The organism is Rhodopseudomonas sp. BR0G17 (genome assembly GCF_010907025.1).
Classification (GTDB): domain Bacteria; phylum Pseudomonadota; class Alphaproteobacteria; order Rhizobiales; family Xanthobacteraceae; genus Rhodopseudomonas; species Rhodopseudomonas palustris_H.
In genome coordinates this window covers 41,278-65,087 of sequence record NZ_QUML01000015.1, presented here as the reverse complement: position 1 = coordinate 65,087, position 23,810 = coordinate 41,278, and the positions used below count along the sequence as shown (strand labels likewise).

Annotated in this window: 16 protein-coding genes; 9 read left to right on the top strand and 7 right to left on the bottom strand. The window is 65.6% G+C overall.

Going from position 1 to position 23,810, the window contains the following annotated elements; genetic code table 11:
* Nucleotides 1–104: 104 nt before the first annotated feature.
* Both DY467_RS13760 and DY467_RS13755 read right to left on the bottom strand, forming a co-directional pair.
* Entirely contained in the window at nt 105–2,180 is a 2,076-nt protein-coding gene (locus DY467_RS13760; RefSeq protein ID WP_164636709.1) for an SGNH/GDSL hydrolase family protein, read from the bottom strand.
* Between the two features lie 93 nt (nt 2,181–2,273).
* On the bottom strand, nt 2,274–3,380 hold the full coding sequence (locus DY467_RS13755; RefSeq protein ID WP_164636706.1) for a putative bifunctional lysylphosphatidylglycerol flippase/synthetase: 1,107 nt from the start codon (nt 3,378–3,380) through the stop codon (nt 2,274–2,276).
* 393 nt (nt 3,381–3,773) lie between these two features.
* Here DY467_RS13755 and DY467_RS13750 point away from each other — a divergent pair, with 393 nt between their 5' ends.
* Nucleotides 3,774–4,280 (top strand): YciE/YciF ferroxidase family protein, encoded by a 507-nt coding sequence (locus tag DY467_RS13750; RefSeq protein WP_011159479.1) that lies wholly within the window; start codon nt 3,774–3,776, stop codon nt 4,278–4,280.
* Between the two features lie 101 nt (nt 4,281–4,381).
* Here DY467_RS13750 and DY467_RS13745 read toward each other — a convergent pair whose 3' ends face one another.
* Nucleotides 4,382–4,819, bottom strand: a complete 438-nt coding sequence (locus DY467_RS13745) for a hypothetical protein (protein WP_107345639.1) — start codon at nt 4,817–4,819, stop codon at nt 4,382–4,384.
* A 116-nt stretch (nt 4,820–4,935) separates the two neighbouring features.
* Here DY467_RS13745 and DY467_RS13740 point away from each other — a divergent pair, with 116 nt between their 5' ends.
* Nucleotides 4,936–5,565: a hypothetical protein gene (locus DY467_RS13740; RefSeq protein ID WP_164636703.1), complete on the top strand. Its 630-nt coding sequence runs from the start codon at nt 4,936–4,938 to the stop codon at nt 5,563–5,565.
* A 21-nt stretch (nt 5,566–5,586) separates the two neighbouring features.
* On the opposite strand, the gene DY467_RS13735 is transcribed toward DY467_RS13740, so the two are convergent.
* Both DY467_RS13735 and DY467_RS13730 read right to left on the bottom strand, forming a co-directional pair.
* Nucleotides 5,587–6,018, bottom strand: a complete 432-nt coding sequence (locus DY467_RS13735; RefSeq protein WP_164636700.1) for a universal stress protein — start codon at nt 6,016–6,018, stop codon at nt 5,587–5,589.
* Between the two features lie 46 nt (nt 6,019–6,064).
* Entirely contained in the window at nt 6,065–6,595 is a 531-nt protein-coding gene (locus tag DY467_RS13730) for a SixA phosphatase family protein (protein WP_164636697.1), read from the bottom strand.
* A gap of 139 nt (nt 6,596–6,734) precedes the next feature.
* On the opposite strand from DY467_RS13730, the gene DY467_RS13725 reads away from it, so the two are divergent.
* The 3 genes from DY467_RS13725 to DY467_RS13715 all read left to right on the top strand — a co-directional run bounded on the left by DY467_RS13725 (nt 6,735) and on the right by DY467_RS13715 (nt 10,477).
* Nucleotides 6,735–8,195, top strand: a complete 1,461-nt coding sequence (locus tag DY467_RS13725; protein WP_164636694.1) for an NAD(P)/FAD-dependent oxidoreductase — start codon at nt 6,735–6,737, stop codon at nt 8,193–8,195.
* A 135-nt stretch (nt 8,196–8,330) separates the two neighbouring features.
* Nucleotides 8,331–8,828 (top strand): peptide-methionine (R)-S-oxide reductase MsrB, encoded by a 498-nt coding sequence (gene msrB / locus DY467_RS13720; protein WP_164636691.1) that lies wholly within the window; start codon nt 8,331–8,333, stop codon nt 8,826–8,828.
* A gap of 155 nt (nt 8,829–8,983) precedes the next feature.
* On the top strand, nt 8,984–10,477 hold the full coding sequence (locus DY467_RS13715; RefSeq protein ID WP_164636689.1) for a glycosyltransferase family 39 protein: 1,494 nt from the start codon (nt 8,984–8,986) through the stop codon (nt 10,475–10,477).
* A 36-nt stretch (nt 10,478–10,513) separates the two neighbouring features.
* On the opposite strand, the gene DY467_RS13710 is transcribed toward DY467_RS13715, so the two are convergent.
* Both DY467_RS13710 and DY467_RS13705 read right to left on the bottom strand, forming a co-directional pair.
* A complete protein-coding gene (locus DY467_RS13710) occupies nt 10,514–10,786 on the bottom strand; it encodes a hypothetical protein (RefSeq protein ID WP_107345633.1) in 273 nt (90 codons plus the stop codon).
* Between the two features lie 189 nt (nt 10,787–10,975).
* Nucleotides 10,976–15,133, bottom strand: a complete 4,158-nt coding sequence (locus DY467_RS13705) for an ATP-binding protein (protein ID WP_246701539.1) — start codon at nt 15,131–15,133, stop codon at nt 10,976–10,978.
* Between the two features lie 356 nt (nt 15,134–15,489).
* Here DY467_RS13705 and DY467_RS13700 point away from each other — a divergent pair, with 356 nt between their 5' ends.
* From DY467_RS13700 to DY467_RS13685, 4 genes are all read left to right on the top strand, one after another.
* Nucleotides 15,490–17,286: a flagellar hook-basal body complex protein gene (locus DY467_RS13700; protein ID WP_107345631.1), complete on the top strand. Its 1,797-nt coding sequence runs from the start codon at nt 15,490–15,492 to the stop codon at nt 17,284–17,286.
* Nucleotides 17,287–17,324: 38 nt separating this feature from the next.
* A complete protein-coding gene (gene flgK / locus DY467_RS13695; protein ID WP_164636683.1) occupies nt 17,325–19,196 on the top strand; it encodes a flagellar hook-associated protein FlgK in 1,872 nt (623 codons plus the stop codon).
* 8 nt (nt 19,197–19,204) lie between these two features.
* Entirely contained in the window at nt 19,205–20,812 is a 1,608-nt protein-coding gene (locus DY467_RS13690) for a flagellar biosynthesis protein FlgL (RefSeq protein WP_107345629.1), read from the top strand.
* 307 nt (nt 20,813–21,119) lie between these two features.
* A complete protein-coding gene (locus DY467_RS13685) occupies nt 21,120–23,786 on the top strand; it encodes a DUF1522 domain-containing protein (RefSeq protein WP_107346697.1) in 2,667 nt (888 codons plus the stop codon).
* Nucleotides 23,787–23,810 lie beyond the last annotated feature (24 nt).

Here is a 23,810-nt window from a genome sequence, read left to right as displayed (position 1 = left end):
GCAAGAGCGCTCTCCGCGGAGGGCGCTCTTTTCATTTGCCGGAGGCTGAGCCTCGTCGAGTCGGACCTCTCTCCCGTTCCAAAAGCGGTCCGACCAAACGATTCCTACTCAATGCGCTGCGGTATGGCGCCGGGGGGCGGGGGCAGCGGCTGGCTGGTAACGTCGGGGCCGGGCTGCAGCGACAGCACGGTCTCGGCCGCCGGTAGAGCGGCGTCGGCCATGGCGGCGTGGCCTTCGGCGGTCGGATGGATCGCGCCGCCATACACCGCCGACACCACGCCCCAAGTTGCGTCATGGATATCGGCCGGCTGGATCGCGGCGGCGAGGCCCTGCGGATAGGTCATCGCCGCGAAGTAACTGTCGTTGGCGTCGCGGATCCAGCGGGCGCGGGGCAGGTAAGCCCGGTAGTTGCTCGCCCCGGCGCCGCAGGTCATCGGCGAGTTGCCGGCGGTGACGATATCGGCGTTGAAGCTGTTGCCGCTCTGCGAGAAACAGACGCGATCGAATTCCGGATCGGTGGCGGCGCGGGCGCAAAAGCCGTGATCGGCGAACACCCGCTGATGCGAGTCGACAAACGTCATCCGTTCGGTCGACGGATCACGGCACAGCACGCCGTTGGAGCATTGCGCCAGATCCTTCAGCCGCGGCAGGAACTCATTGTCGACGAACGATGTGACGGCGCCGAGCCGGGTCGGATCGGCATTGAACGAGGGGTGGATGTCGAAGCCCGCCGGGCCGCCGGGGCAGGGTGTGCCACGGTTCGACAGCGCCGGATTGCCGTAGGCGACATAGACCACCCGCGACAGATCCTCGACCATCGGCTTCAGCGCCTCACGTAGCCGAGCGAAGTCCCGCGGCAGCGTGCGGGCCAGTGCGGTACGCGATTCTTCCACCGAGCCGATCACGCCGGAGCGTCGGAACAGCGCGCGCTCGGTCGGTGAGTCGACGATGACGTCGGCGACGAGGCCGGAGAAGTTGATGTCGTTGGCGCCGATCGACAGCAGCACCAGGTCGAGCGTGCGGTCCGGCTGACGGCGGTGCGCCGCTGTGAGGGCGGCGCGCAGTTCGCCGAGCTGACCGTCGACGCTGCCCGGACACGAGGTCCCGGATTTGGTGCGGAAGCACTCGCGGGCGCGCTGCGAGCCGAACAGCCCGTCGGTGATCGTGGCGCCGGTGCAGGCGAGCGGCAGATAGGTGACGGCGATGTGCGGATGGCGGACCGCCAGCGCCAGCGCCGTGCGGGTCTGGTAGCTGTACAGCGAACGGTGGCAGGCGGCGTTGAACCAGGTCGCCGAATAGCGCTGCCAGTTCGCCAGCGTGTCCGGCGCCTCGCAGGCGCGGCCGCCTTTGAAGCCGGCCCGGCTCGGCCGGTAGAACTGGCCAATCCCACTGCCGAGATACGACTTGAAGCAGAAGCCTTCATCCGACAGCGCGATGGCGCGGTCCGGGTTGCCTTCGCCCGAGCCGATCGAGTCACCGAGTCCGGCGATGAAGAAATCCCGCACCATGATCTGGGTGGTGACGCGGAGCGGCGCGTCGGCGCCGCTGGTGATGTCCACCGTGGCGACCGTCGGCTTGCCGTAGCGGGCGCGGAAGTTGATCGGCTCGGCGCAGTCCTGGGTGGCGTTACGCGGCCCGTCGCCGTCGTCGAACGTCCAGGCGCAGATCGCGCCGACCGGCACGGCGCCGGCGAGGCGGACTGTCACCGGGTGCTCGGTCGGGGTCAGGTAGCTTTCCTTGACGCCATCGCGGGTGCACGGCTCGTTGACCCGCCCAGCGAGGTCGATGCACAGCCGGTTGACGACGTTGCGGGCCCAGCCGCGGCCTTCGCTCTGCCGGCCGAGTGTCTGCTCGGATGCCAGCACTGTCAGCCCGTTCAGCGCCTCGACCTGCTCGCGGAAATCGCGCTCCTCCCGGAACAGCCGGAAGCGGTTGCGGACCTCCCAGGCGATCTGGATTGAGCCGTCGGTGACCGGCACCGCGGCAACGGCCGGTGCGGCGGAAGGCGGGGCGACAGGCACCGTCGGAGCCGGAGCTGCCGCCGGGGGCGCGGCGGGCGCAGCCGGTTCGGGGCTGCTCGAGCCGCCGAACAGGGGGATTTGAGCGGAAGCAGGGAGCGACGAGGCGCTCGCCGCCGCGGTCAGCAGCAACAGGAGCGCCAGGGAGCGGAAACGGGACATGTCACCACGCGGCCATGAGGAGATCGCGGCCATTGACGCCGCTGTTGAGGCCAAAATATGGGCCTCCGCGGCGTCGACAAGCGATTGCCGCTGTCAGAGCTTTGAGGAGCGCTGGACGACTTGGCCGACCGGGACCTGGCCGACCGGAGCCCGGGCGGGCGCGGTGGCCGGAGCGGCGGTGGCCGCATGCTCGTTGCCGTTGCAGGCGTTGCGGCGTTCCTGCCATGGCTTGATCACGCTGAGCCAGATTTCCCGCACGCCCATGATCGAGATCGCGATCCCGAACGGCAGCAGGAAGTACAGCACGCGATAGATCAGCAGCGTCGCGATCACGTCTTCGCGGGCGAACATCGGCAGCGCCACCAGCATCGCGGCGTCGAACACGCCGAGGCTTCCAGGCGCATGGCTGGCGAAGCCGAGCAGGGTGGCGAGGATGAACACCACCGCCAGCGACACGTAGTCGATGTAGGGGGCGGACGGCATCAACAGGTACATCGCCAGGGCGCAGAAGCCGAGATCGACCACGCCGATCAGTACCTGCACAAGCGTCAGCTTGGCCGACGGCAGCACCACCTTCCAGCCGTTCTGGCCGAGCTCGCGGCGCTTCTTGCCGGTCGCGAGCCAGACGAAATAGGCGGCGATACCGGCCAGACAGGCGACGCCGATCAGCCGGTTGATCTCGTCCGGCAGCAGATCCATCGCGCTGGCGGCGGCCGGATGCCAGATCATGCCGATGCCGAGCACGAATAGATTGCCGAGCCAGAACGTCAGGCCGGAGATGAAGCAGATCTTGGCGACATCGATCGCCGACAGGCCGTAGTCCGAATAGATCCGGAACCGGATCGCACCACCGGTGAACACCGTGGCACCGAGATTATGGCCGATCACGTAAGAGGTGAACGCCGACATCGCGGCGATGCGGTACGGCACATGCAGCTTGCCGATCGTGCGCAGCGCGAAGAAATCGTAGAACGTCAGGGTGCAGAACGCACCGACCACGCAAAGCGCCGCCATCCCGATTTGGGCCGGGCTCTTGTCGGTCAGCGCGGTCAGGATGACGTTGTGATCGACTCCCTTGAGGGTGCGGATCAGCGACGAAATCGCAAAGCCGATAATCAGGATGCTGGCGACGATACCGACGCGTTTCCAGCCGATATACGTCTTGAAGCCACGCCCCAGCGCGCTCAGCAGTCGATGCATTCGTCCTCCCGGCGGGGCGGCAACGCGACGGACTCCGCCTGCAGCGCGACCCTGCTCCCGGCGTCCGACTTACTCATCCGCGCAATTCCTTAGGGCATAAACGGCCCGTCGTGCAATCCGCCGTACTGTCGCGTGCGGACCGCTCATCCATGGGACGGGCGGCGGAATGCGCCCTTGACGTGGCGCAAACGAGCCGTCCGGCGACTGCATGGCGGCCCCGAGAGGAGCCCGCCAAGCCGGCCCGTCCGATATAGGCGCCAGACGCGCTGCGCGCCATTGCGACTCGATGCGCGGATGGAACCCGGAACGGTGATCGCTGCCGCTGGTTAACGCCGCGACGGCCACGGCAGGCTCGGAAAGAGCCGCCGGGCGCAAACCGAAAGAGGATCCGCAATGGGACTTTTCACCAAAGACATCAAGACGATGGATGACCTGTTCGTGCACCAATTGCAGGACATTTACTACGCCGAGAAGCAGCTCCTGAAGGCGATCCCGAAAATGGCCGACAAGGCCTCGGATCCGATGCTGAAGCAGGGTTTCCTGACCCATCTGGATGAGACCAAGGGGCACGTGAAGCGGCTGGAGCAGGTGTTCGAAATGCACGGCGTGCAGCCGAAGGCGATCGACTGCCCGGCGATCGACGGCATCATCGAGGAAGCCGATGAGACCGCGGGCGAAGTCGAGGACAAGAAGGTGCTCGATGCGGCGCTGATCAACGCTGCCCAGGCGGTGGAGCACTACGAGATCGTCCGCTACGGCAGCCTGGTATCATGGGCCAAGCTGCTCGGCCGCAACGACTGTGCCGCGGTGCTGCAGAAGACCCTCGATGAGGAGAAGGCGACCGACAAGAAGCTCAATACGCTTGCGGAGAGTCAGGTCAATCTCCGCGCCGCCGGCTGAGCCGGTTACGACAAAGATGTGACGTCACGATGAGGCCAAAGGCCGCGCGAATATCCGCGTGGCCTTTGGTGTTTTCAACAGCAGTCCTGACGCGGTCGCGTTCAGACTTTGCGTAAAGCGAAATAAGCGCCGCAGAATGCCATCGCGGCGCCCAGCAACAGGGTCGCCAGCCCGGCAAGCACGCCGGCGGCGGTGGGCACCGCGGACGGCGCCGAAGCGGCCTGACCGGCGGCGGCCAGCACCAACACCAGCACCACGATCAGAAACTGGCGCAGTTTCGGCGGGATCTGTCCGGCGACCGCATGATTCATCAGCCGCGCCGTAAAGTAACCGCCGGCGAAGCCTCCGGTCGCGACCAGCCACCACGCCAGCGCGGCGCTCGCCGGCATGAAGCTGCCGGAGTCGTTGCGCCACAGCCCTCCGAGGTCGAGGCCGACGCTCTGGCCGAGCATATGCAGCGCCAGCGCCATCAACAGCCCGGACATCAGGGCGCCACCCAGGATCAGGTGGCGAGGGTAGTGCGCTTCGGTGTTCGGCATGATCCGGTCCGTGTGTCACCGAATTGTAGAAAACCGAGGCCCTGCCGACAAGTTATCCGGTACGGGCGACACCCGGTGGGCTGAACGCCGCATTGCATCGCCGCGCCAGCTCCGGCATGGACGGCGGTACCGGCAACAGGGGCTTTCGGGTGACGCCACGATCCAACCGAGACGAGGACGGCGATTCAGGCACGGCTTACGCCTACAAGGCCTCGCTGATCGGTGCTGCCCAGCAGTTCGAACTCGGCGATGACGGGCTGATCTGGCGGATCGGCCCGAAAGCCGGGCTGTGGCCCTACGCGACGATCGCGAAGGTTCGGTTGAGCTATCGGCCGGTGTCGATGCAGTCGCGCCGCTACCGGGCCGATCTCCAGGACGTCTCCGGCGCTCGGCTGCGGATCGTGTCGACCACCTGGCAGACGGTGGCGCTGATGGCGCCGCAGGACCAGGCCTATCGCGCGTTCATGATCGAGCTGCACCGGCGGATGCGCGATGCCGGCAGCCGCGCCGAACTGATCGGCGGGCTGCCGCCGGCGGTCCATACCGGTGCTTTGGTGCTGATCGCGCTGGTTGCCGCCGCCCTGACCGGACTGCTGGCGCGCGCGGTGGCGGTGGGGTCATGGTCTGGCGCGTTGTTCCTGGCCGGCTTTGCGCTGCTGTTCGGCTGGCAGATCGGCGGCTTCATCCGCCGCAACCGCCCACGCCGCTACACCTTCGACGATGTGCCGAAGGATCTGCTGCCGTAAAGCGGTCCGTGTCGCTCGGGGCTATGTGCCGTCCCGCACCACCAGCACCGAGCACGGTGCGTAGCGCACCACGTGGCCGGCATTGGAGCCGAGGAAGTAGCTGCGCATCGCCGGCCGGTGCGAACTCATCACAATTAGATCTGCGCCGACCGCCGCGACCTCTTCGAGGATCTCGTGGTAGATGCCGCCCTGGCGCACGCTGGTCGACAGCCGCTGTGCCGGAATGCCTGAGGTGCGGGCGATCTCCGCCAATGCAGCTTCGGCCGACTGCCGCTGCTGATCGTCAAAATCCGCAGGGACATATTCGGCCAGCATCACAGGAGTGATCGCCAGCACGTGCAGCAGCCGCACCTTGCCGTCGTAGCTGTCGGCGAGCTTCGCGGCAGTGGCGATCGCGGGCTGGGCCAGCGCGGTATCGGCCAGGTCGATCGGGACGAGGATGGACTTGAACATCTCCGGCGCCTCCTGATCAGGGGAAGGGCGACGCCATGGTCCTCCGTCAGATCGCTTCGCGCAACACTTTCGGGCTGACGAAATGCTGCAGCTTGCCAGTGCCGAACGAGGCATCAGCCCAGTCGGCGATCGGGAAGTCGATCACTACCACCGCCGCGGTCGGCATGCTGCCGGAGAGCTTGCGCCGCTCGGCCTCGTTGCAGGTGCAGGTGAGTGCCAACGCCAGTTCGTGCAGGCCGGGATTGTGCCCGATAAGCATCAGCTGGTTGATGCCGGCCGATACCTCGTGGATCGCCTGCAACAACTGCGAAGAGCTCGCGCTGTACATTTCCGGCAGGTACTCGACCTGCGGTTCGCGGTTCGCCGGAAACAGTTCGGATAGAACGTCCCAGGTCTGCCGGGTCCGGGTCGCGGTCGAGATCAGCACCTGATCGGGGACCAGATGCTCGGCGGCGAGCCAGGCGGCAATCTCGGCAGCGTCGCTGCGGCCGCGATCTTCCAGGCGGCGATCGTGGTCCTTGCCGCTCGGCGCGTCCCTTTCGGTTTTGGCGTGTCGCAGCAGGATCAGACGGCGCATGAGTTCTTTCCAAGGGCGGAGCTTGCGGATTAATCGAGACCGGCCGGCAGGACAAGGTGACAACCGTCCGTGCTGTCCGTATTGAACGCGTATCTCGCAAGATAGCCTCGTTTGCGGATGCGCTCTTTTAGGAAACGGCATGGATTCGCTCCCGACAAGTGCGACGAATGGACCGGCCGGCTTGTCCGCCGAAGCCGATGCGGAACCGCATGCGCGGCTGACCTTCGACCTCGATGTCGATCTCTGCGTGATCGGCGCCGGTCTCGCCGGACTATCGGTCGCGCTGGAAGCCGCGCAGGCCGGGCTCAGCGTCGCCGTGCTGGAGAGCGGGCGGATTGGTTGGGGTGCGTCAGGGCACAATCTCGGCACGGTGACGCCGGGTTATGGCGTGCCGATCGCTGATCTGATCGCCCGGGTCGGGCTGGATCACGCCAGCGCCCTGTGGGCGCTGACCCGCGAGGGCATGGAGATCGTCCGCGCTCGCGCCACCGAGGAGACGATGCCCGGCGTTGCGCTGTCGGACGGCGCGCTGGAAGTCTCTAATGTCGATATCGGCGACCGTCTCGTCGAGCGGCTGCAGACGCTCGGCGTCGATTTCGGCTCCGAAGTCGAAGGCTGGCCGATCGACAAGGTCCGCGATGTGTTGCGGACCAACCGCTATTTTCACGGCATTCACTACCCGACCGCGTTTCAGCTCGACGGCCGCCGTTACTTGCGCGGCCTGGAGCGGCTGGCGCGCCAGGCCGGGGCACGGATCTTTGAGGAAACGCCGGCGGTCAGCATCGATTTCGCCGGCATCCGCAAGCGGATCTCGACGCCGAATGCGCGGCTGCGCGCTTCCGACATCGTGCTTGCCGGCAGCGTGCATCTCGGCGCGCCGTCGCCCCGCGTCGCCGAAACCCTGCTGCCGGTTTGGCGCACCGCAGCGCTGACGGCGCCGCTCGGCGAGAAACTACCGGAGGCGATCGCGTTCGCCGGCTCGATTGCCGATACGGATGGGGTCGATCACTACCGGATCGTCGGTGGTGACCGGTTGCTGTGGGCGAGCGGCGAGACCACTTTCGATGTTGCACCGCAGCGGCTCGCCGGAATCATCCGGCGGCGGATCGCAACGCTGTTCCCCCAGCTCGGGCAGGTCGAAATAGCTCAGACCTTCGGCGCCGCGGTCGGGATGACGGTGCACGGCATGCCGCAAATCGGCGAATTGCGGCCGGGGCTGTGGGTCGCCAGCGGATTCGGCCGGCAGGGGCTCGCCACCACCGCGATCGCCGGGCGTCTGATCGCTTGGGGGCTGACCCATAGCGACGAGCGCTGGAAGCTGTTTTCGCCGTTCGATCTGGTGTGGGCAGGGGGCACCATCGGCCGCATCGTCGGGCAAGGGGTGTATTTCGCCACCCGGGAGGGCGCGCTCGCCGCAGGCGCGCTGGCCCGTTACCGCGAGCGTGCCGCCGCCCGGACCCGGGTCCGTGATGCGCGTGCCGAGGTGAAGCGGGAGGAGCGTCGCGCCCGCGTCGCGCTGCTGCGGGCTGCCGAGGCCGCAAATGTGCCCCCTCCCAATGCGCCGTCGCGCCGGCCGGTGCCGCCGCCTTCGCCGGAATAGCTTCCGGCTGCGTCGACGTTCTCGCGACAATGTGAGCGGGCTCGAATACCGGCGGTGTAACCTGAGGCGCGGCAGCTTCGTACCTGACGGAAGTGCCGCCGGGGCGCCCGCGCCCGTCACGCAGGGAACATCACCATGATCGATCGCCGCATGCTGCTCGCTTCTGCCGCCCTTGCCGCCGTGTTCGGTTTCCGCTGGCTGCGGCCGGACGCCGCCCGCGCGGCCGAGAAGTTCGAGATCGAGAAGACGCCTGAGGAATGGCGCAAGCAGCTCACGCCGATGCAGTACCACATACTGCGCGAGGAGGGCGCCGAGCGGCCGTTCTCCAGCCCGTTGCTCAAGGAGCATCGCAAGGGCACCTTCGCCTGCGCCGGCTGTGATCTGCCGTTGTTCTCGTCCGATACCAAGTTCGATAGCGGCACTGGCTGGCCGAGCTTCTGGCAGCCGCTGCCGAATGCGGTCGGCGAACGCAGCGACTCCACGCTCGGCATGACGCGCACCGAAGTGCATTGCCGCCGCTGCGGCGGTCATCTCGGCCACGTGTTCGATGACGGGCCGAAGCCCACCGGGCTGCGCTACTGCATGGATGGCTACGCGCTGACCTTCCACCCGGCGACGCCGAATGCGAGCTGACGCTCCACGGTTGTGACAATCCCGCGAAAGGCTTGTTTCCGCGTCTCAAATGCCGCGGCTGGCGTGGGGAAGTCGCCCGCTTGAGTTGACAATCGGAGCGCCGCCCCCGCATATCCCGAGCACATTAACTTTCAGAAATGTGGCGGCCGGCCCTGATGCAACCTGTGGTGTCGCAGCCGGGGGGCTCCCGTAGCCTGCTGGCCATTCTCGCGGCGGCGATCGTCCTGCCGGTGGTCCTCGCGGCGATCGTATTTCCGACGCCGCTCTACGACACCCGCGAACTGGTCGCCTGGGGGCGCCACTTCCCGCTGATCACCCCGGTGCATCCGCCGATGATGGTGTGGGCCGGCGGCGTGGTCGACCGCCTGTTCGGGCCATCCGGCACCGCTATCGTCGCCGCCAATCAGGTGCTGATGGCCATCGGCTTCGCGTATCTGTACGCGATCCTACGGTTGCTGGTCGAACGGACGATGGCGATCTACCTCGTCGTGCTCGCCGGGACGTCGTTCTACGCTGTGTTCGCGCCGCTATCCTGGGCGCTGAATGCCGATATCCTGCAGCTCACCTCGTGGCCGGCGGTGGTCTATCACTTCCTGCGTGCGCGTCAGGACAATCGCTGGCTGGATTGGATCCTGCTCGGCGTTTGGGCCGCGATCGCAGCGCTGACCAAATACAACGCGGCGGTGCTGTTTCTGGCGATGGCGATCGGCGTCGTCGCGCTGCCCTCGTTCCGCCGCTGCCTGACGCGGCCCGGCCTGTATGTGGCGATGCTGATCGCCACGCTGCTGCTGCTGCCGCATGTGATCACCGCGGTGAAATTCGGCAGCACCATCGCTTACGGCGAGCGGCATTTCACCGGCTTCGGGTCGATCGGCGATACCGCCCGCCGCATCGGCCTCCTGGTTGCCGGCTATCTGCCGATGCTGCTGCCTGGTGCGGTGATCATTGCGGTGTCGAGCGCCCGCCGGATGATCAATGTGCGGGTGCCGCGATTTGCCGAAGCCAGCGACGAACTGAAGTTCATCGTCATCATCGATGTGGCGATGGTGTTGATCCTGCTCGGCATGATCATCGGGCTCGGGCTGGAGTACATCGCCCGCTACGGTGCGCCGTTCTCGCTGCTTGCAGTGCCGGCACTGGCGCCGCTGCTGCGCTGGAACGAGGCGCGGCGCGACACCTGCGAACGGCAGACCGGTTGGACGCTTTCGGGACTCTATACGGTGATGAGCGCGGCGGTGATGATCGCCTATCTCGGCCCCGCCTCGCACAGCGGGCTGCAGGAGCCGACCGCCGACGCGGCGCGCCTGATCCTCGAGGACTGGCGCAGTCAGTACAGTTGCGGCCCCGGCTATTTCCTCGGCGATCGCCAGACGGTGTACGGCATCGGCATCGCGGCCGGGCCGGAGGGCGATTCGGTCACCATTCACTTCATTCCGGCGACCCGCTGGTTCGACCAGCGCAAGCTGGAGGATCAGGGCGCGGTGCTGGTCTATACGCTGCCGCAGGTGCCGGCGCATTTTGCCGCTGCCTATCCGGGCCGGGCGATGTCGGATGAGAAGCGCATCGATGTGCCGGTGCTGCGCACCCACAACGGCAAAACCAAAGAGTATTTCTATCGCTTCGTGGCGCCGAAAGCGTGCAGCAAGTAGCTGGCGGGATTTAGCTCAGAAGACTCGACCGGCGGATCAGCCCGCCAGCGCCCGCCATTTTTCGGCGGCATCGATCGCGGCGGGGCGCAGGTTGTCGGCCGGCAGGCCGCGATGCAGGGCCTTGGCATATTCGCAGATCGCCATGAAGGTCGATGAGCGGGCCTCGTCGACCTCGCAGGAGTGCACGGTGCCGGCGCCGTGGATGTAGCTGATCAATCCCTTCAGCGACGACACTGCAGAATGCGGCTCCGCCGTTTCGGTCTGGTGCAGGCAGGACAGCACCTGCTGGGCGATCTCGATCTCGGTCATGGGTACGCTCTTCGCAACGCTCGCGGACAAACATGCTCGGGCCGGAATGAGGGCCTCGATGCCACGCTTGAATGTCCGGAGAAATGATCTGCCTCAATGCGATAGCGCAGGCCCGACAGGCTGGCGATCACATTGACGCGAACGTTGCATCTGCCGTGCATTTGCCGGTTCCGCGAGGCGGAACGCCGCTCAGGTCCGGTCGGCCATCGCCTTGCGTAAGACTTTCGACAGATCCTCGACCGAGTACGGCTTGTGCAGCAGTTCGAAGCCGTGGTCCTCGTCGGCCAGCATGTGGGCGTAGCCGGAGTTCAACACCACGGGGAGCTCCGGCAAGCGCTTCTTGATCTCCCGGCCCAGAGTCACGCCGTCCATGCCCGGCATCGCAACGTCGCTCAGCACCAGGTCGAAACGTTTGGCGTTGTCGCCGAGTAGCGCCAGCGCCTGTTCGCCGGAGGCGGCGAGGACGGTCTGATAGCCGAGATCGTGAAGCAGCTGGGTGGAGAACTCGCCGACCTCGGCGTTGTCCTCGACCACGAGGATGCAGCCGCGCTGCCGGCTGTCGACGGCGTTGGTGCCGTTGCCGTTGCGGCGCTGGATCGGTTTGTCGCTGAGCGGCAGCCGAAGCGTGATCGTGGTGCCGCGGCCGATCGCGCTGTCGACATTGATGCTGCCGCCTGACTGCTGGACGAAGCCGTAAACCTGCGACAGCCCGAGGCCAGTGCCGCGGCCGATGTCCTTGGTGGTGAAGAACGGCTCGAAGATCCGTTCGATCTGCTCGCGTGGAATGCCGCAGCCTGTGTCGGCGATCGACACCTCGACGAAGCCGCCGCGGCCTGCGGCGGCTTCCTGGGGTGTCGGCGCCGAACGTGTGACCGAGATGGTGAGGGTGCCATGACCGTCCATCGCGTCGCGCGCGTTAGCCACCAGATTGACCAGCGCGGCGTCGAACTGATTGGTATCGGCCTCGACCGGCAGCGGTCGCTCGGCGATGTGGAGATTGAACACAGCACGCGAGCCGAGTGCTGTCTTCAGCATGTCGGAGACGTGCTCGATGTGATCGGCCGCGTCGAACACTTCGCGGTTCTGTGCATGGCGACGTGCGAAGGTGAGGAGCTGGCCGGTCAGCTTCGCTGCGCGATCAGCCGTATCGGAGATCGCATCGACGTAGCGGCGGATCCGCTCCGGCGGCAGCTCGCGCCGGCGTAACAGATCGGCGGACGACCGGATCACGGTCAGCATGTTGTTGAAGTCGTGGGCGACGCCGCCGGTGAGCTGGCCGATCGCCTCCATCTTCTGCGCCTGCCGGAATGCTTCTTCGGCTTTGCGGCGCTCGGTGATGTCGACCGCCTCGGGCACGATCGCGATCACCTTGCCCTGCGTGTCCTGCACCGGGCGCATCTGCAGATCGAACCACCGCCAGCCGCTGGCTGGCAGGTTGACGTGAAGTTCGCGCCGCACCGTCTCGCCGGCCGCGACAGCGGCGATGTCGCTGCGGACCATCTCAGGCAGCCCCGGTGTGCTGCCGAACCACGGCGTGGCCCAAACTGGCTTGCCGACCACGTCCTCGAGCTCGGCGGCGATGCCGGCGAGTGCGGTGCGGTTGGCGTCGATCACCAAGCCGTCGACGTCGAGCAATGCCTGATAGGTGTAGCTCGCCGCGAAGATGGTCCGGAGCCGGGCTTCCTTCTGCTGCAGTTCGGCGGTGCGCTGCGCCACCTGCTCTTCGAGCTGCTCGTTGATGTCGCGCAGCGCCGCCTCGGCCTTCTTCTGCTCGGTGATGTCGCGGAAATACACCGAGATGCTCTTGCCGTTGGTCGGCGCCACGCGCAATTCGAACCAGCGCTTGCTCGGCGGATGATAGCTTTCGAACTCGCATGCGACGCGTTCGGTCATCGCCCGCCGATATGCCTGCTCGATCTCGGTGCCGAGCATCATCGGATAGACGTCCCAATACACCTTGCCGATCAGCTCGCCGGCTTTGCTGTTGATCAGCCGTTCGGCGGCGGCGTTGACGTAAGTGAACCGGTACTGTTCGTCGAGCGCGATGAAGCCGTCGCTGATCGAGGCCAGAATGCCTTCGGCGTGCTTCCGGGCAGCCTGTGCTTCCTGGCGCAGCACGTATTCGGTCCGCAGCGCCGTCCGCCGGATCGCAGCCGTGTCGAGATTGGCGCGGACGCGCGTGAGCAATTCGCGGGCGCTGAACGGCTTGCTGAGATAATCGTCAGCGCCGGCTTCCAGCCCCTCCAGCTTGGCTTCTTCGCCCGCCCGGGCGGACAGGAAGATCACCGGCAGATCGGCCATCGTTGGATCACCGCGCAGCGCTTTTAGAAGTCCGAGGCCGTCGAGCCGCGGCATCATCACGTCGCTGAGCACCAGATCCGGCCGGCGTTTCTTTGCGGCTTCGAGCGCTGCGGCGCCGTCGGCAACGGCTTCGACCTCATAGGCATCGCCGAGCAATCGGGCGACGTAGTCGCGCATGTCGTGGTTGTCGTCGGCCAGCAGAATGTGAGGTCGCCCTGTGGCGGGCGGGGTGACGACGCCGAGATCCTGCGCGCCGGAAGCTGGCGGCAGATCGGCATCGCCACTGTCATCGAGCCAGCCGATCGCCTCGTCGAGATAGGCCTGGGCGCGGACATTGGTGGAGACCTGGAGCGCGGCATGTCGCGGCCGCTCGGCCGGGAGATGCGCGGAGCCGAACGGCAGGGTTACGCGAAAGGTCGAGCCGCGGCCGATCTCGCTCTCGACGGCGATCGAGCCGCTGTGCAGCTTGATCAGCTCCTGCACCAACGCCAGTCCGATACCGCTGCCTTCGATCGAGCGGCCGCGCGCGCCTTCGACCCGCCGAAAGCGCTCGAACAGATGCGGGATCTCGGCCTGCGGGATGCCGGTGCCGGTGTCGCTGACTTCGATCACGGCGTGACGGGCGTCCGGATCGGTGCGGACCCGGACCGCGATTTCGCCTTCGAAGGTGAACTTGAATGCGTTGGACAGCAGGTTGAGGACGATCTTCTCCCACATGTCGCGGTCGACATAGACCGGCTGCGGCAGCGGCGGCGCATCGATCACGAAGCGCAGGCCGGCACGGTCGAGCGCGGAGCGGAAGTTCGAAGCGAGTTCGGCGGTGAACGACGATAGATCGACCGGGGTGAAGTGCGCGGTGACGCGGCCGGCTTCGATCCGGGCGAAGTCGAGCAGGGTGTTGACCAGCTTCAGAAGGCGCAGACCGTTGCGGTGGGCGATGCCAAGGAGCGATCGCTGTTCGTCCGCAATGCCGTCGCGGCCGAGCGCTTCTTCCAGCGGGCTCAGCATCAGCGTCAGCGGCGTGCGGAACTCATGGCTGACGTTGGAGAAGAACGCGGTCTTGGCGCGATCGATCTCGGCCAGCGCCTCCGCCCGGCGGCGTTCTTCCTGGTAGGCGTCGGCATTGGTGATCGCTGTGGAGATTTGGCCGGCGACCAGGGCGAGGAAGTCCTGGTAGGCGGTGTCGTACAGCCGGAACGGGTTGAGTCCTGTGATCAGGAAGCCGGACCGGCCGGTGTCGCCGCTGGCCGGGATCGGCAGCACCACCGCCCGGGTCGGCGGCTGGCGCCAGCCGCCGGTCGGAAACGTGATCCCGAACCGGCCATGGAGATCCGGAACCACGACCGGCGCGTTGAGACGGAAGGCTTCGGCGACCGGCCATGGCTCGTCGCCGTCCGCGAGCGACAGCGTCGGCTTTACCGCGGGGTGGCCGGCATCGATCCCGGATGCAGCGGCCAGTTCGGCGTGATCGCCGCCGAGGTCGGTCAGATAGATCAACGCGAACGGTAGGTCCTGGGGATTGGTGGCAAGCGCCGCAGCGCTGCGTTCACATGCCTGGCCGACGCTGCGGGATTGGGCTGCACTGGCGGCAAGGTCGCGCAGCAGCGACAGTTGCCGTTCAGTGATGACCCGCTGGGTATCGTCGGTGTTGGCGCAGAAAATCCCGCCCGGCGAGCCGTCATCGGTCGGAATCGGACTGTACGAGAAGGTGTAGTAGGTCTCCTCGGGAAAGCCGTTGCGCTCCATAATCAGAAGCTGGGCTTCCACATAAGTGCCCTCGTGGCCGCTGGTCGCCTTGGCGAGCAGGGGGGCGATGTCCTCCCAGATTTCCGACCACACTTCCGAGGTCGGCCGGCCGAGCGCCCATGGGTGCTTGCCGCCGATGATCGACTTGTAGGGATCGTTGTAGAGATAGGTCAGCTCCGGGCCCCAGCCGATCCAGATCGGCTGTTGCGAGGTCAGCATGATGCGAACCGCGGTCTTGAGCGCCTGCGGCCAGCTCTCCGGCGGCCCGATCGGGGTCGATGCCCAATCGAACGCGCGCATCAGCGACGCCAGTTCGCCGCGGCCCAGAAAAAGACTGTCTGGGACCGCGTCTGTGCGGCCCAGGTGCCCGCCGGGCGTATCTTCAGCCAAGTGATCCCCCGATCAACCCCTCGCTGTCCCGGTTCGCAACGCGCGGGCTGGGGTTTGGTTCCCGCCGTCAGAGGGGCCCCTTTCGCCAAATGGTCTCGGCAATAGTTGCCCGACCCGGCAAAACCGCCCCGGCCTCAGGACCCGTTGCTAATCTCCAACTCTTTGAAATGACGTTGGTTTGTTCGTTGGCACGAGGCTTGCGGGAAGCCTCATTGGATCTTGCTGTCAACAGCCGCCACGGGCGGCCGCATCGGGAGAAGTCAGTAATGGGTATTTTCGGCGCTCTCACCACGTCGGTCGCGGGCCTGCGCTCCAACTCCTATGCGCTGGAGAACATCTCCGGAAACATCGCCAACTCGCAGACCACGGCATTCAAGCGCATCGACACCTCGTTCCTCGACCTGATCCCGCAGGCCGGCAACAACCAGCAGCTCGCCGGCTCGGTGACTGCAGGATCGCGCCTGACCAACACCACGCAGGGTTCGGTGCAGTCCGCCTCGGTGTCGACCTACATGGCGATCAACGGCGAAGGCTTCTTCGTGGTGCAGAAGCCGAGCTCGTTCAGCGACAACAACCCGATCTTCCCCGGCGTCGATAACTTCACCCGCCGTGGCGACTTCTCGCTCGACAAGAACGGCTATCTGGTGAACGGCGCCGGCTACTATCTGGAAGGCGTCAAGATCGATCCGACCACCGGCAACCCGGTCGGCGGCAGCCCGGGCGTCCTGAAATTCCAGAACGACTTCCTGCCCTCGCAGGCCACCACCAAGATCAGCTACCGCGCCAACCTGGCCTCTTATCCGCTGACCACCAAGCACGACAAGTCGATCCCCGGATCGGAACTGCTGCGCGCCGCCGATTTCGCCACCAACCCGCAGGTTCTCGGCACCACCCCGCCGCCGTTCAGCGACAACACCAAGACCGGCCTGCAGATCAATAACAAGCAGGGTGTCCCGATCACCGGCGCGACCAAGCTGAGCGGCGTCGCCGGCAGCGACTCGATTGGCGTCGATTTCGCAGTGGGCAACACCATCACGGTCAACGGCACCACCATTACCTTCACCGCTGCAGGCGGCACGGACGACGCGACCAACATCCCGATCGACTCCACGATCGCTAACCTGTTGAGCAAGATCGACGCGATTTCGGCCGGTGGTGCGGCGTCGACTGTGACTTCGGGGGCGGTGGTGCTGCACACCGGCGTCGCCAGCGATCTGGCCATGACGTCCGGCGCTGCGGCGTTCGCCTCGCTCGGTCTCACCAGCCCAGTCAATGTGGTCCGCAACGGCGGTGGTTCGGTCGGTACCGGCAAGGTGACCGGCGTCGACAACCAGACGTTCCTCGACGAGTCGGTCTCGGGTGGCTCTACCACCGCCTACGACGGCAACGGCGCCCCGGTGAACGTGCAGTTCCGCTGGGCCAAGGTCGACTCCGCTACGCTCGGCACTGGCCACACCGACGTCTGGAACCTGTTCTATCAGGTCAATCCGAACGCCACCGGCACGCAGACCGCGTGGCAGAACGTCAACACCAACTTCACCTTTGCCTCCAACGGCCAGATGAGCCCGGTGATCGGCCAGATCACGCTGACCGGTCTGACGGTTTCGGGTGTGTCGCTGGGCGACGTGACGATGGCGTTCGGCACCGGCGGTCTGACGCAGTTTTCCGACACCAACGGCAACGTCCAGGTCAACCAGCTGCAGCAGGACGGCTACTCGGCCGGCCAGCTCGTCAGCGTGTCGGTCAGCAACGACGGCCGCGTGGTCGGTGCCTATTCCAACGGCCGCAATATCGACCTCGCCGAAGTTTCGGTCGCGACCTTCAACGGTGCGAATTTCCTCAAGCGCACCGATGGCGGCGCCTTCGAAATCACCAATGAATCCGGCCAGCCTCTGTACGGCAAGGGCGGCTCGGTGTCGGGCTCATCGCTGGAATCGTCGAACACCGACATCGCCGACGAATTCACCAAGCTGATCGTCACGCAGCAGGCTTACTCGGCGAACACCAAGGTGATCACTACGGCCAACACCATGGTGCAGGATCTGCTCAACGTGATGCGCTAGGCGGTGCGATCCGCCCTCCAAACCCCGGGTAGGTAGTCATGAGTCTCGGAGACGCACTCGCTATCGCAATGGCCGGCCTTCGGGTGAACCAGGCGACGATGTCGCTGGTGTCATCCAACGTCGCCAATGCCGAGACGCCCGGCTATGTCCGCAAGACGGTCAACCAGTCGGCGGTGAATGCGGGGGAGACCGGAACCAGCGTCAAGGTCGTCGGCGTCGACCGTCAGCTCGACGACTACATCCTGGCGCAGCTTCGAACCGAGACCTCAGGAGGCGCCTACGCGTCGCTGCGATCGGACTTCCTGAAGCAGCTGCAGGGGCTGTTCGGCGATCCGAACTCCACCGGTACGCTCGAAGATTCCTACAACGGCCTCACCACCGCGCTGCAGGCGCTGGCGACCAGCCCGGACAGCACCTCTGCGCGGATTGCCGTGCTGAACGCCGCGCAGGCGATTTCCAGCAATCTGAATTCGACGTCGAACGGCATCCAAACGCTGCGCGCCGGTTGCGAGACCGGCATCGCCGACGCGGTAACCACCGCGAACAACTTGATGCAGCAGATCGCCAACATCAACACCCACATCCAGGCCAATCCGCTCGGCGGCACATCGACCGATGCGGCGACCTCGGCGATGCTCGATCAGCGCGATCAGGCGATCAATCAACTGTCGCAACTGATGGACATCCGCGTGGTCACTAACGGCGCCAATCAGGTGACGGTGTTCACCGGATCCGGCGTGCAGCTCGTCGGCATGGAGGCGGCGACGCTGAGCTTCAATGCGCAGGGCACGGTTTCGCCGACTACGGTGTGGAATCCAAACACGGCGATCAGCGATCTCGGCTCGATCCGGGTCGGCTACGCCAACGGCTCCTCGTCCGATCTGACCAGCTCGCTGAAATCCGGCAAGCTAGCCGCCTATGTCGAGCTGCGTGACAAGACATTGGTGCAGGCGCAGACCCAGCTCGATCAGTTCGCCGCCTCACTGTCGAGCGCGCTGTCGGACAAGACCACGGCTGGCACGGCGGTCACCTCCGGCACCCAGGCGGGTTTCAGTCTGGATCTGTCGTCGATGAAGACCGGTAACACGGTCAACATCTCGTACACCGATACGCTGACCGGTGCGCAGAATACGGTGACGGTTGTGCGGGTCGATGATCCGTCGGTGCTGCCGCTGCCGCAGAACGCCACGGCCGATCCGAACGACTACGCGGTCGGGATCGATTTCTCTGGCCTGTCCGGCTCGGTGGTGTCGCAGCTCAATGCGGCACTCAATAGCCGCAACCTGCAGTTCAGCGGCACCGCGCCGAACATCACGGTGCTCAACAACGCAGGCTTCTCGACGATCACCGCGGCCTCCGTCACCACCACCGAGACGTCGCTGACCGGCGGCACCGCGTCGGTGCCGCTGTTCAATGACAACGGTGCGGCCTACACCGGCGCAATCAACGGCTACGGCAGCCAGATGACCGGCTACGCGCAGCGGATCTCGGTCAATGCCGACCTGATCAAGGATAACTCCCGGCTGGTGGTGTATTCGACCTCGCCGCTGACGGCCGCCGGCGACACCACGCGGCCGGACTTCCTGGTCAAGCAGCTCAACACCAGCAAGTATCTGTACTCGGCAAAGACCGGCATCGGCTCGGATGCGGCGCCTTACAAGGGTACGCTACTGAGCTATTTGCAGCAGTTCGTCAGCCAGCAGGGCTCCAACGCGGCGGCGGCGCAGCAGCTGTCTGAGGGCCAGAACGTGGTGCTGAACACGCTGCAGCAGAAGTTCTCGACGTCCTCCGGCGTCAACATGGACGAGGAGATGGCGCATCTGTTGTCGCTGCAGAATGCCTACGCGGCGAATGCGCGGGTGATGTCGACCATCAACCAGATGTATCAGTCCCTGATGCAGGCGATTTGAGGCGAGCCATGGCGATCGACGGCGTAAGCGGGCGTACTTCCTACATCGGCACCGGGATCCTCAATCTCCGCAGCCAGCTCGAAAATCTGAGCCAGCAGCTCTCGAGCGGAAGGATCTCGAACACCTATGCCGGCGACGGCACCGGTCGCAGCCTTGCGATCGGCCTGCGGGCGCAGATGTCGAACATCGCCAGCTACAGCGACACGATGACCAACATCACCACCCGCATCAGCGTGGCGAACCTGTCGCTGCAGCGGATGGCGACAATCAACAGCGAGGTGAAGGGCGCGGCGGTGAGCGCCGGCTCGACGCTGGACAACACCGGCCAGACCCCCGGCCAGAAGACCGCGTCGCTCGACTTCTTCGACTCGGTCGACATGCTGAACGCGCAGGTCGGCGACCGCTATCTGTTCGGCGGCCGGATCACCGACACCGCGCCGGTGACCGCGGCCGACAAGATCATGAACGGCGACGGCGCGGCGATCGCCGGGCTGAAGCAGGTGATCAGCGAACGCCACGATGCCGATGTCGGTACCAACGGCATGGGCCGGACGATCGTGTCGACCGGTGCGACCGTCACAACCGTCCAGATCGGCGAGGACTTCGCCGCCAATCCGTATGCGACTCCGACCCCGATCGGGCCGTCGCCGTTCGGCATGAAGCTGAACGCGGTTGCGACCACGATCAGCGGCGCGGTGGTGACGCAGCCGACCGAGACGCCGCCGACCACTCCGCCGGCGGCACCCAATCCCAAGGCGATGTCGATCGACCTCAACGGCGTCATTCCGAACGAGGGCGACACGGTGAAGTTCACCTTCGACATGCCCGACGGGACGCAGGAAACGATTACGCTGACCGCGTCGTCAAAGACGCCGCTGCCAGACGGCTGTTTTGCGATCGATCAGGGCACGCCGACCGCAGTGCCCCCGGTGGCGCCGTCTCCCTCGGTCACTGCGGCCAACCTGCAGACTGCACTCACGGCCGCGGTGAAGAAGATGGCCAATGGGCCGCTGGCTGCCGCCTCGGCGATCAAGGCTGGCGATGATTTCTTCAATAACACCCCGCCGCTGCGGGTCGCCGGTACCGCGCCGTTCGGAGCCGCGACTGCGCAGGTCGCCGGCACTAAAGCTAATACCATTTTCTGGTATAACGGTGAGCCGGACTCGGCGACTGACCCAGCTCGCGGCACCGCGGTGGCCAAGATCGATGACGCCATCACGGTGCAATACGGAGCCCGAGCCGATGAGCAGGCGCTGCGCAAGCAACTCCAAACCGTGGCGGTGTTCGCCGCAGTGACCACCTCGGCCACCGATCCCTATAGTTCCGGCAAGATCGCTGCGCTCAACCAGCGTGTGGCCGCTAATTTGGCGGTGGTCCCCGGCCAGCAGTCGATCCAGAATATGCAGGCGGAGTTGGCCGGCGCCCAGGCTTCGATCAAGGCCACGGCTAACCGGCAGACGCAAAGCAAGGCACTGGCGCAGACCATGCTGAGCTCGATCGAAGGCATCAATAACGACGAGGTCGCGACCAAGATCCTGGCGCTGCAAACCTCGCTGCAGGCGTCGTATCAAACCACGTCGCAACTCTATCAGCTCAGCCTCGTCAAGTTTCTCTAGTTAATTATCTCTGAACGGCGGGCCGCCGCTCCGGCGGCCCCGCGGCAGCCGATTTGGCGCCGCTTAGCTGCCGCAGCTGCAGCACAAGTCCTCCTAAACGCTCACTGATCCCGGCAAACCACGTAGTCTTGCGAGGCTCCGGGTCGCGCCCCCGCGCGCGTCTCATCTTGCACAAACCAGTGATTTTACGGGCGTTTCCTTCCGTTAAACCCGGTTCTCTGCCTTTACGCATTTTTAGAGTCTGGCCGGCAAGGTTCCGCGACCGATCAAGAAGATCGCGTTTGCACACCAGGAAGGTAGCATCACAATGTCCGGTATCGTTCTATCCAACGCCGTTCGCCAGAATCTTTCTTCGCTCCAGGCCACGGCTGACTTGCTCGCCACCACCCAAAGCCGCCTCTCGTCCGGCAAGAAGGTGAATACGGCGCTCGATAATCCGACCAACTTCTTCACCGCCGCTTCGCTCGACAGCCGCGCCAGCGACATCAACAACCTCCTCGATGGCATCGGCAACGGCGTGCAGATCCTGCAGGCCGCCAATACCGGCATCACCTCGCTGAACAAGCTGGTGGACAGCGCCAAGTCGATCGCCAACCAGGCCCTGCAGACGACCTCCGGCTATGCCACCAAGTCGAACGTGTCGGCGACCATCTCCGGCGCCACCGCGGACGACCTGCGCGGCACCCAGAGCTACTCGAACGCGGTTGCCACCGGCAACGTGATCTTCGACGGCACCGCGGGCGGTGCGACCGCTGCGTCCGGCACTGATACCCTCGGTGGCGCGATCGTCAGCATCGCAGCCGGCACCGCCGTCACCGTCCTCGGCGCCGCCGACAACACTGCTCTCGGCAGCGTTCTCAGCGTCGGTACCGCTGCCGCCACCGCGGCCGGCTCCAACCTGATCAGCGACCTCACCAACGGTTCGACCACCACGGCGACCGGTCCGGCTGCGGGCGACTCGATCACGGTGAACGGCAAGACCATCACCTTCACCACGGCCGGTGCCGCCAGCAAGGACAGCAACGGCAACTACACGATCGGTCTCGACCAGACCCTGACCAAGCTGGCCAACACGATCGACGATATCAACGGCAACACCGGCCACTCGTCGACCATCACCGCCGGCAAGCTGGAACTGCACTCGGGCACCAACAGCCCGCTGACGATCGCCGACAACGCCGGCGGCGCCGTGCTGGCCAAGCTCGGCCTGACCGCGCAGACCGTCGACACCGCGGCTGCGACCGCCTCGGCCAACATCTCGGCCACGACGCAGCTGTTCAACACCCATGGTGGTCTTACCACCGCGGCAATCGCTGACGGCACCCAGCTGACGGTCAACGGCAAGACCATCACGTTCAAGACCTCCGACGCTCCGCAGGGCAACAACATCCCGACGGGCACCGGCGTTCTCGGCCGTATCGGCACCGACGGCAACGGCAACTCGACGATCTACCTCGGCGACCAGACCAAGTTCAGCAACGCGACCGTTGGTGACCTGCTCACCGCGATCGATCTGGCGAACGGCGTCAAGTCGGCGACGATCTCCTCGGGTGTCGCGACGATCAGCACCAACTCCGGCCAGACTGCTTCGGACGTCACCGGTGGTATCACCACCATCCGCAGCTCGACTGGCGCCGACCTCAACGTCACGGGTTGGACCGATCTGTTCAAGAACCTCGGTCTGAGCAGCGCCACCGGTACGGGTCCGCTGACCCTCACCAAGCAGCGCACCACCAGCGGCACCACGATGGGCACGCTGATCGCGGACGGCTCCACGCTGAACGTGAACGGCAAGACCATCACCTTCAAGAACGCCGCTGTTCCGACTGCGTCGTCGACCCACCAGGGCATCTCCGGCAACGTCGAGACCGACGGCCAGGGCAATTCGACCGTGTACCTGCAGAAGGGCACGATTGATGACGTCCTGAAGGCTGTCGACCTCGCCACCGGTGTCCGCACCGCTGCGCTGGGTGTCTCCGGTGCGACGATCTCGACCGCCAACGGCACTGCCAACTCGTCGATCACGAGTGGCTCGCTGAAGCTGTCGACCGGCCTTGCCTCCGACCTCAGCATCACCGGCACCGGCAACGCGCTGGCCGCCCTCGGCCTCACTGGCCCGAGCGGCAGCTCCAGCTCGTTCACCGCCGCTCGTGGCGCTTCGGCCGGCAGCCTGAATGGCAAGACGCTGACCTTCACCTCCTTCAACGGCGGTGCGGCCACCAACGTCACCTTCGGCGATGGCACCAACGGGACCGTCAAGTCGCTCGCTCAGCTGAACGCTGCGCTGGCGTCCAACAACCTGACGGCGTCGATCGACAACGCCTCCGGCAAGCTGACGATCGCAGCGTCGAACGACTACGCCTCCCACACTCTGGGTGGTTCGGACGGCGGCGTGATCGGCGGCACTCTGGCTTCGACCCTGACCTTCTCGGTGCCGAACGCGCCGGTGGTCGACGTCAATGCCCAGACCACCCGCGCGGGCCTGGTCAAGCAGTTCAACGACGTGCTCGACCAGATCAAGACCACGGCCCAGGACGCTTCCTTCAACGGTGTCAACCTGCTGAACGGCGACACCCTGAAGCTGGTGTTCAACGAGACCGGCAAGTCGACGATCTCGATCCAGGGCGTCACCTTCAACCCGACCGGCCTCGGCCTGTCGAACCTGAGCTCTGGCGTCGACTTCATCGACAACAACGCCACCAACGCGGTGCTGAGCAAGCTGAGCACCGCCTCGACCGCCCTGCGGTCGCAGGCCTCCGCGTTCGGTTCGAACCTGTCGATCGTGCAGGCCCGTCAGGACTTCTCGAAGAGCCTGATCAACGTGCTGCAGACCGGTTCGTCGAACCTGACGCTGGCCGACACCAACGAGGAAGCGGCGAACAGCCAGGCGCTGACGACCCGCCAATCGATCGCGGTGTCCGCGCTGTCGCTGGCCAACCAGTCGCAGCAAGGCGTGCTGCAGCTCCTCCGCTAATCGCCGCGTAGCTGATCGAACGAC